Origin of the sequence: Myxococcus sp. AB036A (assembly GCF_006547355.1) — a bacterium.
Lineage (GTDB): Bacteria > Myxococcota > Myxococcia > Myxococcales > Myxococcaceae > Myxococcus > Myxococcus virescens.
Window position 1 is genome coordinate 14,731 of record NZ_VHLC01000036.1, and the last position, 18,275, is coordinate 33,005.

The 18,275-nt window shown below is 70.7% G+C and carries 3 protein-coding genes; all 3 read left to right on the forward strand.

Going from position 1 to position 18,275, the window contains the following annotated elements:
* Positions 1-103: 103 nt before the first annotated feature.
* The 3 genes from FL344_RS16845 to FL344_RS16855 are packed head-to-tail and all read left to right on the forward strand — an operon-like array spanning position 104 to position 18,266.
* Complete coding sequence (locus FL344_RS16845) at positions 104-7,093, forward strand: type I polyketide synthase (RefSeq protein ID WP_255508217.1); 6,990 nt, start codon at positions 104-106, stop codon at positions 7,091-7,093.
* Complete coding sequence (locus FL344_RS16850; RefSeq protein ID WP_141619251.1) at positions 7,090-12,678, forward strand: type I polyketide synthase; 5,589 nt, start codon at positions 7,090-7,092, stop codon at positions 12,676-12,678. The genes FL344_RS16845 and FL344_RS16850 overlap by 4 nt, the downstream gene beginning before the upstream one ends.
* Positions 12,679-12,692: 14 nt before the next feature.
* The gene (locus tag FL344_RS16855) at positions 12,693-18,266 is read left to right on the forward strand and encodes a type I polyketide synthase (RefSeq protein WP_141619252.1); all 5,574 of its coding nucleotides are present in this window, start codon (positions 12,693-12,695) and stop codon (positions 18,264-18,266) included.
* The last annotated feature ends 9 nt before the right edge of the window (positions 18,267-18,275 follow it).

The following is an 18,275-nucleotide window of genomic DNA, read 5'->3' on the forward strand; positions in this document are numbered from 1 at the left end:
TCGAGCGTGCCAGTTAGAGGTCCGAGTGTCGCCACAAAATGGGTTGTCGAAGGCGGGTTTGGCCGAAGTGCGGGCTCGTTTGACCGCGGTCCTTGCTCAGCGATTGGGAATCGAGGCTCACACGCTGGATGTCCGAGAGCGCTTCAGCCTGTATGGGCTTGATTCGCTGAAGGCCACCGGCTTCATCGCGGAGGTGGGGGCGATGCTGGGGCGTTCATTGTCGCCCACGCTTGCCTGGGAATATCCCACGTTGGATGGGTTGGCCCGCTACCTCGCGGGTGAGCAGGATGGCGCGTCGTCGCATTCCCTGGCACGTATCGCCCGGGCCCATGAGCCCATTGCCATTATTGGATTGGCCTGTCGTTATCCCCAGGCGGCGAATCCAGAGGCCTTCTGGCGCCTGCTCGTGGGCGGGACGGATGCCATTACGGAAGTGCCGCCGGACCGGTGGGATGTCAACCGCCTTTATGATCGAGACCCCGCGGCGCCCGGCAAGGTGATTTCCCGTTGGGGCGGCTATCTGGACCGCGTGGATGGCTTTGACCCGCTCTTCTTCGGCATCTCACCGAAGGAGGCGCTCCACATGGACCCCCAGCAGCGGCTCATGCTGGAGCTGAGCTGGGAGGCGCTGGAGGACGCGGGCATCGCCGCGGACCGGCTGCAGGGCTCACCCACGGCGGTCTGCTTCGGCGCCGCGTGGATGGACTACGAGATGACGCTGCAGCGCTTCGGCATGAAGCGCATCTCCTCGTACACGTCCACGGGCTACCACCACAGCGTCCTGGCCAACCGGGTCTCCTACGTCCTGGGGCTGCGGGGGCCGAGCTTCTCCATCGACTCGGCCTGCTCGTCCTCGCTCACGGCGGTGCACCTGGCCTGTGAGAGCCTGCGCAGGGGCGAGTCGACGCTGGCCCTGGTGGGTGGTGTGAATCTCACCATCGCCCCCGAGAGCACGGTGTCCCTGTCCAAGCTGGGGGCCCTCTCTCCAGACGGGCGCTGCTACACGTTCGATGCCCGCGCCAACGGCTTCGTGCGCGGCGAGGGCGCGGGGGTGGCGGTGCTCAAGCCGCTCTCCCTGGCGCTCGCGGACGGCGACGCCATCTACTGCGTCATCCGCGGCAGTGCCATCAACAACAATGGTGGCAGCAACGGCCTCACCGCGCCCAACCCGAAGGCGCAGGCGGAGGTCATCCGCCAGGCCTGCGCCAACGCGGCTGTCGAGCCAGCGGAGGTGCAGTATGTCGAGGCGCATGGCACGGGCACGCAGCTGGGAGACCCGCTGGAGGCACAGGCCCTGGGCGAGGTGCTCGGCGCGGGGCGGCCCGGGGGCAAGCCCCTGCTCATCGGCTCCTGCAAGACGAACATCGGGCACCTGGAGGCCGCGGCGGGCATCACCGGGCTCATCAAGACCGCGCTGTGCATCAAGCACCGCGCGCTTCCGGCCAGCCTCCACTACGAGAAGCCCAATCCGCTCATTCCCTTCGAGGCGCTGGGCCTGGCGGTCCACCACACCCTGGGGGATTGGCCGGAGCCCGACCGGAAGCTCATCGCGGGCGTCAGTTCCTTCGGCTTCGGGGGCGCGAACTGCCACGTCGTGATGGAAGAGGCCAGTCTCCCCGAGGCACGGCTCCTCCACCTGGCGGGTGAGACGACGGAGGCGCTGCGGGGCGCCGCGCAGGGGCTGCTCGACCGCGTGACGGCCCGGGAGCACCTGCCACTGGCCGAGCTGCTCCGCGCGGCCGAAGCGGACGCGGGCACGCAGGCGCACCGCCTGACGGTGACGGTCCGGACCCGGAAGGACCTTCGTGCGGGCCTGGAGAGCTTCCTGGCGGGCGTGCCGCGCCCGGGCGTGTCCGTGGGGACGGTGGCGGAGGACGCGGTCCGTAAGCCGGTATTCGTCTATTCGGGACACGGCTGCCAGTGGCCCCGCATGGGCCTGCCGTTGCTGGACACCGAGCCCGTGTTCCGGGCGACGCTGCTGCGCTGCGATGCGCTCATCCGGGAGTACGAAGGTTGGTCGCTGCTGGAAGTGCTGGCCGCTGACGACGCGGCGGCGCGGCTGAGCCGGCTCGACATCGGGCTTCCCGCGATTGTGTCGGTGGAGATGGCCCTGACGGACCTCTGGCGCTCGTGGGGCATCGAGCCCGGCGCCGTGGTGGGGCACAGCATCGGCGAGGTGTCGGCGGCGTATGCGGCGGGAGTCCTGGACATCGAGGACACCATCCGCGTCGTCTGCGCCGAGAGCCGGCTGATGCACACGCAGGCGGGCAAGGGCAGCCTGGCGGTCGTGGGCGTCCCGTGGGCGGAGGCTGCCGAACTGCTCGTGGGCTACGAGGGGCGGTTGTTCCGCGCCATCGACTCGGGGGCGGGCTCGACGGTGTTGTCGGGGGATGTGGACGCACTGGCCGAGGTGCTCGCGTCGCTGCAACAGCGCGGAGTCTTCTGCCGGCAGGTGGACATCGACGTTCCGGTGCACAGCCCCCGCATGGACGTGCTGGCGGACGCGTTGACCGAGGAGCTTCGGGACATCCGGCCCCGTCCGGCGCGTGTTCCCTTGATCTCGTCCATCACCGGCGCGGAGATCGACGGCGCGAGCGCGGACGCCTCCCACTGGGTGCGGAACATCGCGTGGCCCACGCTCTTCACCGGCGCGCTCTCCCACACCATCCAGGAGGGCTACGACACGTTCCTGGAAGTCAGTCCGCATGCGATTCTGCGGCACCCCATCGACGCGACGCTGAAGCACCTGGGGCGGCAGGGCCGCGTGGTGCCCTCCCTGCGGCGGCAGGAGGATGAGCGCGCCACGCTGTTCGATTCGTTGGGCGTGCTCTACGCGGCGGGACAGCCGGTCCGGTGGGATGCACTCGCCGCGCGTGGGGTGGACCACGACGGGGAGTCGGTGCACCTGCTGCCCCTGTCGGCGCGGAGCCCGGAGGCGCTCAAGGCGCTGGCCGCGGACTGGCGCGACTTCCTGGCTGGGGAGCCGGGCGCGCCGCTCGATGACGTCACCTACACCGCGAGCGTGCGTCGCGGCCACCTGTCCCACCGCTTGTCGGTGGTGGGTGGCTCGCGACGGGAGTTGGCGGAGGCGCTGGACGCCGTCACACGGGGGGAGCTCCCGCCGGGTGTGAGCGAGGGACGGGTGAGTCCCGAGGGACGGGCCAAGGTGGCCTTCGTCTTCCCGGGACAGGGCTCCCAGTGGTTGGGCATGGGGCGTCAGCTCCTGCGTGAGGAGCCGGTGTTCCGGTCCGCCATCGAGGCGTGCGAGCAGGCCATGCGGCCGCACGTGGACTGGTCGCTCACGGCGGAGCTGCTGGCGGACGAGCAGCATTCGCGCCTGCAGGACATCGACGTGGTGCAGCCGGTGCTTTTCGCCATGCAGGTGGCGTTGGCGGCCCTGTGGCGCTCGTGGGGCATCGCGCCGGACGCGGTGGTGGGGCACAGCATGGGCGAGGTGGCCGCGGCGCACGTTGCGGGCACGCTCTCCCTGGAGGACGCGGCGCGCATCATCTGCCTGCGCAGCCAGCTCCTGCGCCGCAAGAGCGGGCAGGGGGCCATGGCAGTGGTGGAGCTGGGGCTGGCGCAGGCCCGCGAGGCGCTGGCCGGCTACGAGACGCGGCTCTCCGTCGCGGTCAGCAACAGCGCGCGCTCCACGGTGCTCTCGGGTGACACCGACGCATTGGAGTCGCTGCTGCCGAAGCTCGAAAGCCAGGGTGTCTTCTGCCGCCGGGTGAAGGTCAACGTCGCCTCTCACAGTCCGCAGATGGACTCGCTGAAGGACGACCTCCTTCGGGTGCTCGACGGTGTCGCGCCCCAGGGGGCGCCCGTGCCCATCTACTCCACGGTGACGGGCCAGACGAGCGACGGCGCGGACTTCCACCCAGCCTACTGGGTCCGCAACCTGCGCGAGCCGGTGCTGTTCCACGGTGCTGTCGAGCAACTCCTGGCGGATGGCTTCACGGTGCTGGTCGAGGTGAGCCCACATCCGGTGTTGCTCGCGCCCATCGAGGAGACGCTGCGCGAGTCGAAACAAGGCGCCATCGCGCTCGCGTCCGCGCGGCGACAGATGCCCGAGCGCCGCTGCCTGCTGGAGTCCCTGGCGGCGCTGTACGCCTGGGGTTGCGCGGTGGACTGGAAGGCGCTGCACCCAGTGAAGGGCTGTGTCGTCGCGCTCCCACGGTACCCGTGGCAGCGGGAGCGCTTCTGGCTCCCGGACGAGGCGGAGGTGGATGCGCAGCCGGAGGGCGTGGCCCTCGCGGACCGGAAGGGACATCCCCTCATCGGTGGTTCGCTCTCCTCGTCCGTCCAGCCCGGGACTCACTTCTGGGAGCGGACCGTGAGCACGGCGGCGTTCCCGTATCTGGCCGACCACTGCGTGTGGGGGGACGTGGTCTTCCCGGGCGCCGGTTACGTGGAGATGGCGCTGAGCGCCGGCGCGGAGGTGCTGGGCGAGACGGGGCTCATGCTGGAGGACGTCTCCTTCAGTGAGATGCTCGCGCTGGAGCCGGGCCAGTCGAGGCGCGTGCAGGTGGTGCTGACCGAGGAGGAGCCGGGCCGCGCCACCTTCCAGATTGCCAGCCGCGCGGAGGGCGAGACATCCTGGCGCAAGCACGCGTCGGGGACGGTGCGGCGGGAGGCGCGTGCGGGCGCGTCTGTTGAATCTCCCGAGGCGCTCCGGGCGCGCGTCACGGTGGCGGTCTCCGCTGAAGCGCACTACCAACGCCGGCAGGCGCAAGGCCTCATGTACGGCCCGACGTTCCAGGGGCTGCGGGGCATCTGGCGCAGTGAGCAGGAGGCACTGGGACGCCTGGAGGTCTCCGACACGGTGGCCTTGGAGGCGGGTGCGTACCGGCTCCACCCCGCGCTGCTGGATGCGGGACTGCAGGTGGCGGTGGAGCTTCTTGCCCCGCTGACCGCGACGTCCGCTCCGGCGACGCATGTGCCGGTGGGAATCGGGCGGATTCGCTTCTTCCAGCGTCCCGGGCGCGCGGCCTGGGCGCGAGTGAAGGTCCGTGAGGAAGGGGCCGGGAGCGAGCGCGAGCGCACCTTCGACTTCTGGTTGCTGGATGAGCAGGGGCAGGTGCTGCTGGAGCTCGAAGCGCTGCGCCTGTACCGCCTGGATGCGGGCGCCTCCGCCCGCAAGGAGCTGGGCGCGTGGCTCTATCAGGTGGACTGGGAGGAGCGGCCGCTGCCGGCGGAGCTGGCGTGGCCCGAGCACACGCCGGGAAGCTGGCTGATTCTCCAGGACGGCGGCGGGGTGGGGCAGCGGCTGTCCGCGCAGCTCCTCACGCGAGGCGAGACGTGCGTGCTCGTCGCGCCCGGTGAGGCGTACCGGCTGACCGGGCCGCGGAGTGCCGAGGTGGACCCCCGGAATCCGGAGCACTGGCGCCGGTTGCTCACGGACCTGCTGGGCGCGGGCGTTCCGCCTTGCCGCGGCGTGGTGCACCTGTGGAGCCTGGACCTGGCCTCGACGGAGGCGCTGACGCTACAGGCGCTGGAGGACTCGCGGCGGCTGGGGACCACCAGCGTGCTGCACCTGGTGCAGGCGCTTTCGGGGGCGGGCTGGCGGGATTCGCCCCGGCTCTGGCTGGCCACGCGTGGGGCACGTTCCGCGGGCAAGGCGGCAGAACGTGTCGCGGTGGCGCAGGCTCCCCTCCTGGGGTTGGGGCAGGTGCTGGCGGTGGAGCAACCGGAGCTGCGCTGCACCCGTGTGGACCTGGAAGGCGGCGCGGACGTCGCGGCGGATGCGCTGCTGCGGGAGCTGTCATCGACCGCGTTCGAGGACCAGACCGCGTGGCGGGGTGGTACGCGACGGGTGGCGCGGCTGTCTCGTGCGGCGGATGCGCTGTCTGCCCGTGAACCGGCGACGCTGCTGCGCGAGGATGGCACCTACCTCATCACGGGGGGCCTCGGTGGCCTGGGGCTGGAACTCGCGCGCTGGCTCGTTTCCCAGGGCGCACGTCACCTGCTGCTGATGGGCCGCCGCGCTCCCTCCGCGGAGGCGGAGCAGGCGCTGGCGGCGCTTCGTGAGGCCGGCGCTCGGGTGGAGCCCTTCCAGGGCGACGTCGCGCGGCTGGAGGACGTGGCGGGCGCGTTGGCTCGGGTGGAGGACGCGATGCCTCCGCTGCGTGGCGTGTTCCATGCCGCGGGGCTCCTCGAGGACGGACTGTTGCTCAACCTCACCGAGGCGCGCTTCGCCTCGGTGTCGGCGCCGAAGGTCCTGGGCAGTTGGAACCTGCACGCGCAGACCCGGCACCTGCCGCTGGAGCACTTCGTCCTGTTCTCCAGCGTGGCCGCTTCGCTGGGCACGCCGGGACAGTCGAACTACGCGTCGGCGAATGCCTTCATGGACGCGCTGGCCCAGGCCCGCCGGGCGGAGGGGTTGCCCGCGCTGAGCATCAACTGGGGCACCTGGACGCAGGTGGGCCTCGCGGCGGCGCAGTCCATCCGCGGCGAGCGCCTGGAGGCACGTGGCCTGGGCGGCATGGCGCCGGACAAGGCGCTGGCGGTGCTCGGCATGCTGCTGGGACAGGAGCGGCCGCAGCTCAGCGTCATGGCCTTCGAGCCGCGCCAGTGGCTGGGCTTCTATCTGGCCGCGGCACAGTCGCCGTACTTCACGAAGCTGGCGCAGGAGCCGTCCAGCCGTCCCATTGTGAGCGCGGGCAAGAGCCGGATTCGAGAGCAGCTCGAAGCGGCCCGTCCGTCCGAGCGTCGCGGCCTGCTGGATGCGCACCTGCGCGAGCTGATTGGCGGGGTGCTGCGGATGGCGCCCGCGCGCATCGAGCCACGGACTCCGTTGGTGACCTTCGGGCTCGACTCGCTGATGAGCATGGAGATTCGCAACCGCCTGGAGGCGGCGCTCGGGCTGAAGCTCAGCGCGACGGTGGTGTGGACCTATCCGACGGTGGCCGCGCTGGCGCCGTTCCTGGCGGAGAAGCTGGCGCTTCCGCTGGAGGACTCCCGCCCCGAGCCCGCGCTGGAGGTGGCACCGGCGAAGGCCCCCCAGGCGGATGTGACGGCCAGCGAGATTGACGACCTGTCGGAAGAAGAAGTCGAGCGGCTGTTCGCTCAGAGGATGGCGCAAGGCTCATGACGACGTTCGCGGAGAAGATTGCGCAGTACTCCCCCAAGCGGCTCGCGCTGCTGGCGATGGACCTCAAGTCGCGGCTGGACGCGGTGGAGGGCAGCCGGTCGGAGCCCGTGGCCATCATCGGCATGGGCTGCCGCTTCCCGGGCGGAGGGAACGACCCGGCGTCGTACTGGAACCTCCTGTGCAACGGCGTGGATGCCGTCACCGAGGTGCCAACCTCGCGGTGGACCCGTGAGGACATGGCGCGGATGGACCCCGAGGCCCAGGAGAAGCTGGGCGCGAAGTGGGGCGCCTTCATCAACGCGGTGGACCAGTTCGACGCGGACTTCTTCGGCATCTCTCCGCACGAAGCGCACCGGATGGACCCGCAGCAGCGCATCCTCCTGGAAGTGGCGTGGGAGGCGCTGGAGAACGCGGGCCAGGACATGTCTCGGCTGGCGGGGAGCCGCACGGGCGTGTTCGTGGGCGTGTACAGCGATGACTACGCGCTGTTGCAGGTAGGGAATCCGGCGGCGCGCGACTCCAGCAGCGTGACGGGCGCCATCAACTGCGTGGTGCCGGGGCGGCTGTCGTACCTCCTGGACTTCCAGGGACCCAGCCTGTCCGTGGACACCGCGTGTTCGTCATCCCTGGTGGCGCTGCATCTGGCCGCGCAGAGCCTCCGGCAGCAAGAGTGCACCCTGGCGCTGGCGTGCGGCGTCAACCTCATCCTGTCGCCGCTGTCGTCGAGCCGCGTGTCCCGTGCGCAGGCGCTCGCACCGGATGGACGCTGCAAGACCTTCGATGCCCGCGCCAACGGCTTCGTGCGGGGCGAGGGCTGCGGCGTGGTCGTCCTCAAGCGGCTGTCGGATGCGCTGGCGGCGGGGGACACCGTCCTCGCGCTCATCCGGGGTTCTGCCGTCAACCAGGACGGCAAGTCGGCGGGATTGACGGCGCCCAACGTGCTCGCGCAGAAGGCGCTCATCCGCCAGGCGCTCCAGAGCGCGAACCTGGAGCCGGCCGACATCGACTGCATCGAGGCCCATGGCACCGGGACGTCGCTGGGCGACCCCATCGAGATGGAGGCGCTCCACGAGGTGTACGCGCAGGGGCGCACCGCGGAGCAGTCGCTGGTGGTGGGCGCGGCGAAGACGAACATCGGCCACCTGGAGTCGGCCGCCGGCATCGCTGGCATCATCAAGATGGTCCTGTCGATGCAGCACGGGGCCGTCCCGCCACTCGCGCACTTCCAGCGGCTCAACCCGCGCATCGACTTCGGCGGTGAATCCCTCACGGTCCCCACGAAGCTGCACCCCTGGCCCGCGCGGGAGACGCGCAAGCGCCGGGGGGCGGTCAGCTCGTTTGGCATCAGCGGCACGAATGCCCATGTGATTCTCGAAGAGGCCCCCGTGGCCGCGGCGGCGCCCCCTGCGCCTTCTTGCGGGGCCTACCTGCTGCCGCTGTCCGCGCGCTCACCCTCCGCGCTTCAAGCATTGGCCCGGAAGTACGCGGACGTCCTCACGTCGTCCCCGGAGTTGCCGCTCCGGGATGTCTGCTTCACCGCGGCGCTGCGGCGGACCCATCACGAGTACCGGCTGGCGGTCGCGGGGGACTCGGCGGAGGCGGTGGCGCGGCAGCTTCGGGAGTTTGCCTTGGAGGGGCCTGCTCCGGCGGCGACGGACACGGATACCCGGCGCAAGGCGGTCTTCGTGTTCCCGGGGCAGGGCTCGCAGTGGGCCGGCATGGGGCGGCAGCTCCTGGAACAGGAGCCTGTCTTCCGTGAGGCCGTGGAGCGCATCGATGAGGCCATGCGGCCCCACGTCACGTGGCGTCTGATTGACGTGCTGCGCGCACCCGCAGAGGACTCCCGGCTCCAGGACATCGACGTCGTGCAGCCGGTGTTGTTCGCCATGGCGGTGGCGCTGTCCGCGCTCTGGCGCTCCTGGGGCGTCGAGCCGGACGCGGTGGTGGGGCACAGCATGGGTGAGGTGGCCGCGGCGCACGTCGCGGGCGCGCTCTCCCTGGAGGACGCGGCGCGCATCATCTGCCTGCGCAGCCAGCTCCTGCGGCGCATCAGCGGCCAGGGGGCCATGCTCGCTACGGAGCTGACCCTGGAGGACGCGCGCAAGACGCTGGCGGGCCGCGAGGACCGCGTGGCCATCGCGGTCAGCAACAGTCCGACCTCCACGGTGCTGTCGGGGGACAATGCCGCGCTCGAAGCAATTCGCGCCGAGCTGGAGTCGCGCAACGTCTTCTGCCGCTGGGTGAAGGTCGACGTGGCCTCGCACAGTCCGCAGGTGGACCCGCTGCGGGACGAGCTGCTCTCCGTGCTCTCGGCGGTGCGGCCCGGACGCTCCAGCGTGCCCATTCACTCCACGGTGACCGGCGCCTCCTGTGACGGCTCCGGCTTCGATGCCGCCTACTGGGTCCGCAATCTGCGCGACCCGGTGCTCTTCTCCTCGTCGGTGCTGCAACTCGCCGAGGCTGGGCACTCCGTTTTCCTGGAGATGAGCCCGCACCCGATTCTGCTGCCCGCCGTGGAGCGATGCCTGCAGCACGCGGGCCGCGAGGGCGTGACGCTTCCGTCCCTGCGCCGCGAGGAGGCTGAGCGGACCGTGCTGCTGGAGTCCGTGGGTGCGCTGTACCTCGCGGGACTCCCCGTGCAGTGGAAGCGCTTCTTCCCGGAGGGTGGGGCGCCGCTCCCGCTGCCCACCTATCCCTGGCAGCACAAGCGGTACTGGCTGGACGCGGTGGCCACGCCCGTGGCGGTGATGGTCGAGCCGCGGACGTCCCTCAAGGGCCGGCCGGTGAGCGTGGCTCACGGCGTCGATGGCCAGGTCTTCGAGCTGGAGCTGGGGAGCCACTCGCTGCCGTGGCTTGGTGCGCACCGGTTGGGTGGCGTCGCGGTCGTTCCTGCCTCGGCGTTGGTGGAGCTCGGGCTGAGCGCCGCCGCCGATGCGTTGGGCACTGGGGGACGGGTGCTGTCCGGCGTCGAGTTCGAGCGGGCGCTGGTGCTGCCGGAGACCCAGCGGCGGCTCGTGCAGGTCCACCTCTCTTCCGAGGCAGGAGGCAAGCACGAGTTCCACATCCACAGCCGCGCGGTGGGCGGGACCTCGTCCGAGGCGGGATGGGTGCGCCATTGCCGGGGCCATGTCCAGGTGCTCAGTGCCTCGATGGGCGCGTTGGCGTCCATCGACGCGGTCCGTGCGCGCTGTGTGGAGCATGTCCCGGGCGCGGCGGTCTACGGCGAGCTGGAGCGCTGCAACGTCCAGTACGACGAGCCACTGCGGACACTGGGCGAGGCGTGGCGGCGGCCGGGGGAGGCGTTGGGCCGGGTGGTGCTGGGCGCGGAGCGACTTCAGGAGGCGTCCCAGTATCAGCTTCATCCCGCGTTGCTGGACGCCGCGCTCCAGACGCTCGCGCTCGCGCTGGCGGCCGAACCGGGGCAGGCAGCGCTCTTCATGCCCCTGGGCATCGACTCCTTCGAGTGCGTCCCTGGCAGCGCGGACATCCGGTGGGCTCACGTATCCATTTCGCCAGCGTCTCGTCCTGAGGAGCGGCTGGGCACACTGTCCCTGCTGGACGCGGAGGGTCGCCCGGTCGCGGTGGCGCGCGGTGTCCGGTTGCGGCACGTGGCGGTGGAGCGGCTGCTCGAGGTGTTGGGAGAGGTCCGCGCGCAGGACTGGTTCCACGACGTGTCGTGGGAGCCGCGGCCGGCGGGGACACCCCAGTCGGCTCCCACGGATTGGCTTGTGTTCGCGGACCGGGGTGGTTGGGGCGCGGCATTCGCCGAGGAGCTGCGGCGTCAGGGCACCCCTTTTGTCACGGTGACCACGGGGGACGCCTTCCAGCGCCTGGGTACGCGGAGCTTCGTGGTGGACCCGCAGCGGCCGGAGGACATGGCGCGCTTGCTGCGAGAGCTTCCAGCGCTCGCTGCTGGCCACGAAGGCCGGGCGCTCTTCCTGTGGGGCCTCGACGAAACGTTGGATGGGCAGACGGCAGTGCCCGCGTCCACGGTGGCGGCGCTGCACCTGGTGAAGGCCCTCATGGAGGTGCCAGGGCGTGCGCGGCTCTGGGTGGTGACTCGGGGCGCGCAGGTCACGGGCGTGGGGACCGAACGTGTGTCGCTGGCCCAGTCACCCCTGTGGGGCATGGGCCGGAGCGTCTCGCTGGAACAGCCGGGCGTTTGGGGCGGCCTCATCGACCTGCCGCCGACTCGGTCGCCGGATGAAGTCACCTCGGTGCTGCGGGAAGTCTCCGCGTTCGGAACGGATGGAGAGGACCAGCTCGCCTTCCGAGATGGGCGCTCGCTGGTCCCCCGGCTCACACGGGGAAGGACAGGGACGGCCGAGGAGGCACTGCGCCTGCGCTCTGATGCGACGTACCTCGTCTCGGGCGGCCTGGGCGGGCTGGGGCTGAAGGTGGCGCGGTGGCTGGTGGAGCGGGGCGCGCGGCACCTGGTGCTGCTGGGCCGCAGTGGGGTCTCCGGTGCGGATGATGCGGCGTCGGTGCGGCGCCGAGAGGAACTCGAGTCGCTCCGGGCGCTCGGGGCGACTGTCACGCCCATGGCCGTGGACGTGGCGGACCGCGAGCGGATGGCGGCAATCCTGCGCGACATGGCGGCGACGCTGCCTCCGCTGCGCGGCGTGATTCATGCCGCCGCGCTCATCACGGAGTGCCGGTTGGAGAACCTGGATGTCGCCGCCACGACGGCGATGATGCGTCCGAAGGTGCTCGGGAGCTGGGTGCTGCACGACCTGACGCGCGGCCTCTCGCTCGACTTCTTCGTGATGTTCTCGTCGACGTCCACGCTGTGGGGCGCCTCCGGCCTGGCGCACTACGCGGCGGGCAACCAGTTCCTGGAAGCGCTGGCGCACCACCGCCGGGCCGAAGGGCTGCCCGCGACCGCCATTCACTGGGGGACGTGGGACGAGATTGGCGGAGAGCGCGCTGACAACGCGCGGGGCTACGCACGCTTTGGGCTGAACCCCATGGCCTCGGAGCGCGCGCTCGATGCGATGGGACAGGTGCTGCGGTCGGGCGCGAGCCACAAGACGGTCGCCTCCGTGGACTGGTCCGTGCTCAAGCCCATCTGGGAGGCTCGGCGTCGCCGGCCCTTCCTGATGAACATGGGCGCAGCGTCGCCGGCTACGAACGGTGGTGCCAACTCGCGGGCACGGTTGCTCTCGGAGTTGAAAGCGCTCCCTGCTGAGCGCCGGTTCGACACGCTCGTGCAGCGCATCCAGGGCGAGGTGGGGCGCATTCTCGGCTTCGCTCCCACCGACTTGCCCCCCGTGGACCGCGGCTTCTTCCAGATGGGGATGACGTCCCAGATGTCCGTGGAGCTGCGCAACGTGTTGCAGCGTGGACTCGAGAAGGAGCTGCCCGCGAGCCTCGCGTTCGACCACCCCACCGTCGTGGCGCTGGCGAAGCGTCTGGCGGGGAGCGTCACCGCGGTGGACATCCCGTTGCCCACGGTGGCGGCGGCTCCGGTGCAGAAGTCATCCCCGGTGCCTTCGGACGTCGGCGACCTGTCGGAGCGGCTGGCGCAAGTCTCGGAGCTGTCGGACGACGAAGTCGAGCGGTTGATTGCCCTGAAGCTGAGCTGAATCGGACGACTGCGATGAGCAAGGAATTCTACGAGAAGATTTCGAGCCTCTCTCCGAAGCGGCTCGCGTTGCTGGCGCTCGACCTGCACGCGGAGAGCGAAGCCCTCAAGCGCGCGCGATCGGAGCCCATCGCCATCGTCGGTGCGTCCTGCCGCGTTCCCGGAGGCGTGCGGACACCCGAGGACTTCTGGCGCCTGCTGAGCCAGGGGGTGGACGCCATCACCGAGGTCCCGCGTGAGCGGTGGGACGCGGAGGCGCTCTTCGACCCCGACCCGAGCAAGCGGGGCCGCACCTATGCTCGCTGGGGTGGCTTCATCGACGGCGTGGACCAGTTCGACGCCGCGTTCTTCGGCGTCTCGCCCCGGGAAGCGTCGCGGATGGACCCGCAGCAGCGGATGCTGCTGGAGGTCGCGTGGGAGGCGCTGGAGCGCGCGGGCCAGCCGCCGGACCAGCTCGCGGGAAGCAAATCCGGTGTCTTCCTGGGCATCATCGGCAGCGACTACGCGCAGCTCCAGGCGCGGCAGCTCGGCGATGCGCCGGACATCTATCACCTGACAGGGACCTCGCTGAACGCGGCGGCGGGCCGCCTGGCGTACACGCTGGGCCTCCAGGGGCCGTGCATGTCCATCGACACGGCGTGCTCGTCATCACTGGTGGGGCTCCACGTCGCCTGCCAGAGCCTGCGCAACCGCGAGTGCGATCTGGCGCTCTCCGCTGGCGTCAACCTCATGCTGATGCCGGACCCGACCGTTGCCCTCTCCAGCAGCCGAGGGCTGGCGCCGGACGGACGGTGCAAGACCTTCGATGCCGGCGCCAATGGCTTCGTGCGCGCGGAGGGCTGCGTCGTCCTGGTGCTCAAGCGGCTCTCGGATGCGCTGGCCAACGGCGATGAGATTCTGTCGCTCGTCGCGGGCTCGGCGGTGAACCAGGACGGCGCCAGCAGTGGGCTCATGGTGCCCAACGGACCGGCGCAGGAGCGGGTCATCGAGCAGGCGCTGGCGAGCGCGGGGCTGAAGCCTTCGCAGGTCTCCTTCGTCGAGGCGCACGGAACGGGCACGTCGCTGGGCGACCCCATCGAGCTGCAAGCGCTGGCGCGGGTTCTGGGCGCGGGACGGAGCGCGGATACGCCACTGTACGTTGGCTCGGTGAAGACGAATGTCGGGCACCTCGAAGCGACGGCGGGGCTCACGGGCATCCTGAAGACGGCCCTATCGCTGCGCCACGAGGCGATTCCTCCGAACCTGCACTTCCACCGCCTCAACCCGGACATCGTCCTGGACGGGGCGCCCGTCGTCGTTCCCACGGCGCTCCAGCCGTGGCCCCGCGCCGAGCAGCCTCGCCTCGCTGGCGTGAGCGCGTTTGGCATCAGCGGCACCAATGCCCACGTCATCTTGCAGGAGCCGCCGGTTCCGTCATCACGGCCTGCCGTCCCCGCTCGTGGCGCGGAGTTGCTCGTGCTGTCGGCGCGCAGTCCGGAGGCGCTCCAGGCCATGGCCGGGAGCCACGCGCATTGGCTCGCCGCGCATCCGGAGGCGTCACTCCGCGACGTCTGCGCCACGGCGGCCCTGTCGCGCTCCCACCATGAGCACCGCCTCGCGCTCGCGGGCCACACGCACGCTGAACTCGAGGAGAAGCTGGGGGCGTACGCGCGTGGAGAGCCCGTGCCGGGCGCGGCCACGGGACGTGCATCGGGGCAGACCCGGCGCCGGGTCGTCTTCGTGTTCCCGGGGCAGGGCTCGCAGTGGCTGGGCATGGGCCGGAAGCTGCTGGCCGAGGAGACGGCGTTCCGCGAGGCCGTGGAGCGCTGCGACGCGGCCATCCAGGCGTGCGCAGGCTTCAGCGTCCTGGGGGAGCTGGCCGCCGAAGAGGGCAAGGGCCGCCTCCATGAAATCGACGTCATCCAGCCCGTTCTCTTCGCCATGGAAGTGGCGCTGGCGGAACTGTGGCGCGCCTGGGGCATCGAGCCCGACGCCGTGGTGGGGCACAGCATGGGCGAGGTGGCCGCGGCGCACGTGGCCGGAACGCTGAGCCTGGAGGACGCGGCGAAGGTCATCTGCCGCCGCAGCCGGCTGCTTCGAGGCGTGAGCGGGCAGGGCTCCATGCTGCTGGTGGACCTGACGTTGGAAGAGGCGAAGCAGGCCCTTCACGGCTGGGAGTCGCAGGTCTCCGTCGCGGTGAGCAACAGCGTGCGCTCCACGGTGCTGTCGGGCGCTCCTGGGGCCCTGGAGGACATCGCCCAGCGGCTCAAGCAACGGGACATCTTCTGCCGCTTCGTGAAGGTGGACGTGGCCTCGCACAGTCCTCAAATGGACCCGCTGCGGCCCGACCTGCTCGCGGCGCTCCAGGACCTCGCGCCGCGCGCGTCCCGTGTGCCCATCTGCTCGACGGTGACGGGGCGGATGACGGATGGCGCGGAGTTCCGTGCCGGCTACTGGGCGGACAACCTGCGCGAGCCGGTGTTGTTCTCGAAGGCCATCGAGACGCTCGCGGTCGACGGCCATGACCTCTTCATCGAGCTGAGCCCGCATCCCATCCTCTTGCCCGCCGTGGAGCAACACCTGCGGCACCTCGGACGAGAGGGGACGGTGCTGCCCTCGCTCCGCCGTGACGAAGACGAGCGCGGGGCGATGTTGTCGTCCCTGGGCGCGCTCTACGCCGTGGGGCACGAGGTGGACCTCGAGCGCCAGCACCCCGTGCGGGGTCGGCTCGCGGCGCTGCCCACGTACCCGTGGCAGCACGAGCGCTTCTGGATTGAGTCGTCCACGCGGACCCGCCGTGCTCGGGACGCTGGCCACCACCCGTTGCTGGGCACGCACCTGTCCCTGGCGGGCCAGGACGGCGCGCACCTGTGGCAGACGGAGCTGTACGCGGACAGCCCTTCGTATCTGTCGGACCACGTCGTCCATGGGGAGGTCGTGCTCCCCGGCACCGGGTACTTGGAGATGGCGCTCGCGGGGGCCTCCGAGGCCTTCGGGCCGGGACGGCTCGCGCTGGAGGACGTCATCTTCCAGGAGATGATGGTGCTTCCTCGGGAAGAGGCGCTGTCGGTTCAGATGCGCGTCATTCCGGAGATGGATGGCACCCGTCGCTTCCAGGTCTTCAGCCGTCCGGTGGACGGCGTCGGGGCTTGGACACTGCACGCTGAAGGGCGCTTGAGTGAAAGCACGAGAGCGGAGCCCTTCGCGCTCGACGAGGCGCGGGCTCGGTGCCCTGAGCTTCTGGAGGGCGAGAAGCACTACCAGCTCATGCTGGAGCGGGGCGTCGACTTCGGACCCAGCTTCCGCCTGGTGAAGGAGATGTGGAAGGGGGAGGGCGAGGCGGTGGCGCGCCTGGAATTGTCGCCTTCTGTCGCGGCGGAGATGACGGCGCATCAGCTCCATCCGGCGCTGCTGGATGCCTGCTTGCAAGCCATCAACGGCGCGGGGCTGGGGGACCGCAGGGGAGAGACATTCGTCCCGGTGGCGGTGGACTCGCTGCGCATGCACGGGCGGCCCGGACATGCGCTGTGGAGTCACGCTCGTGTCCGGCCGGGCACGGGCAGTGGCCCAGGCTCGATTGAAGCCGATGTGACGTTGCTGGACGCGGAGGGCAACGTCCTGATGGAGGCCCGCGGCCTGATGGCGCGCCGTCTGGATGCGGTGCGGCGCCGGTCCGCGGATGAAATCGACCAGTGGATGTACCGGGTGGACTGGCAGGAAGCGCCACGCGAGACGCCCACGGCCGTCTCGGAGTCCACGCCCGGCACCTGGCTGGTGCTCGCGGACCGTGCTGGTTTCAGCGCGAAGCTGCGCGCGGTGCTGAGCGAGCGTGGGGAGCGGTGCATCCTCGTCTCCCACGGCGAGGAGACCCGGCTCATCGAGCCCGGCCACTACGTGGTGGATCCGTCACGAGCGGAGGGCTTCACGCGGATTCTCGACGCGGAGTTCGGCGCCGGACGCCCCGCATGCAGTGGCGTCGTGCACCTCTTCAGCCTGGACGTTCCCGGCCTTGAGGCTGGCGCGGATGCGCTGGTGAAGGCGCGCACGCTTGGCGCGGCGAGCGCGCTCCACCTCACGCAGGCCCTGGTCGCGTCGGGCTTCCGGGACATGCCTCGGGTGTGGTTGGTGACGGAAGGTGTCCAGGCCGTCAAGCCGGGTGAGCAGGTGGCCCATGTCGAGCAGGCGCCACTCTGGGGCTTGGGACGCGTGCTCACGTTGGAGCATCCCGAACTCCGGTGCTGCAGCGTGGACCTGGGGGCTCGCGATGAGGTCCAGGCTCGGGCGCTGGCCGACGAGCTCCTCGCGTCGAGTCCGGAGGAACAGGTCGCGCTCCGGGGCTCCGCGCGGTTCGTGGCGCGGCTGTCGCGCATGGAGCGCAGCACTGCGGCGCCGGCGGAGCTGCGAGCCGATGCCACGTACCTGATTACCGGTGGCCTGGGTGGCCTGGGCCTGAAGCTCGCGGAGTGGTTGGTCGACCGGGGTGCTCGCCACCTGGCCTTGCTGGGGCGCAAGGGCGCGTCCGCGGAGGCGCAGCCGGTGCTGGATGCGCTGCGTGCCGGCGGCGTCGAAGTCCGGGTGTTCAAGGCGGATGTGGCGGCGCGCCCGGACCTGGAGCGGGTGCTGGGAGAGGTGGCGGCGGAGATGCCTCCACTCCGGGGTGTCTTCCACGCGGCGGCGGTCCTCGATGACGGCGTGCTGGTGAACCTCACCGCCGAGCGTCTGCGCACGGTGATGGAGCCCAAGGTCCACGGCGCCTGGCATCTGCACACGCTGACGGCATCGGCGCCGTTGGAGCACTTCGTGTTGTTCGCCGCGGCGGGTTCGCTGCTGGGCTCGCCGGGGCAAGGCAACTACGCAGCGGCCAACGTCTTCCTCGATGCGTTGGCGGCGTACCGGCGTGGGCTCGGCCTGCCAGCGCTGAGCGTTGACTGGGGGGCCTGGGCCGGTGTGGGTCTGGCCGCGGCGGCCGAGGCGCGCGGGGAACGCATCACCCAGCGCGGCGTGGACACCATGCCACCGTCGCAAGCGCTGGAGGCGTTGAGCCGCATCCTGGGCAGCCCTCTGTCGCGCGTGGTGGTGATGCGTTTCGACCTGCGGCAGTGGAGCGAGTTCTACCTGACGGCGGCGCGCTCGCCCTTCCTGTCACGGCTGGCGCGTGAGCAGGCCAGCGCCGCGAATATCCCTGCTGTTCGCGGTGCCTTCGTGGAGACGCTCCGGGCCGCGGAGGTGTTGAAGCGCGCGTCGTTGCTGGAGGCGCACCTGTGCGAACAGGCCGGCCATGTGCTCCGGCTGGCGCCTTCGCGAATCGACCCGCAGGAGCCCCTGGGCAGCATGGGGTTGGATTCCCTGATGGGGCTGGAGATTCGCAACCGGCTCGAAGCCAGCCTGGGCCTGAGGCTTCCCGCGACGCTCGTCTGGCGGCACCCGACGGTGGCGGCGCTCGTCGTGCACCTGGCTGAACAACTGCAACTTCCCATCACGACCCAGGCGGAGCAGCCGCGGGATGAAGCCGCCACGCTCGAAGCCGCGATCGTCAACAACGTCAAGCAACTCTCGGACGACGAAGCCGAGGCGCTGCTCGCGGAGAAGCTCGCCGCGCTGGCTGATTGAAGAGATTCC

Coding starts and splice junctions, on each gene's coding strand:
- FL344_RS16855 (WP_141619252.1), top strand. CDS start 12,693: ATGAGCAAGGAATTCTACGAGAAGATTTCGAGCCTCTCTCCGAAGCGG.
- FL344_RS16850 (WP_141619251.1), top strand. CDS start 7,090: ATGACGACGTTCGCGGAGAAGATTGCGCAGTACTCCCCCAAGCGGCTC.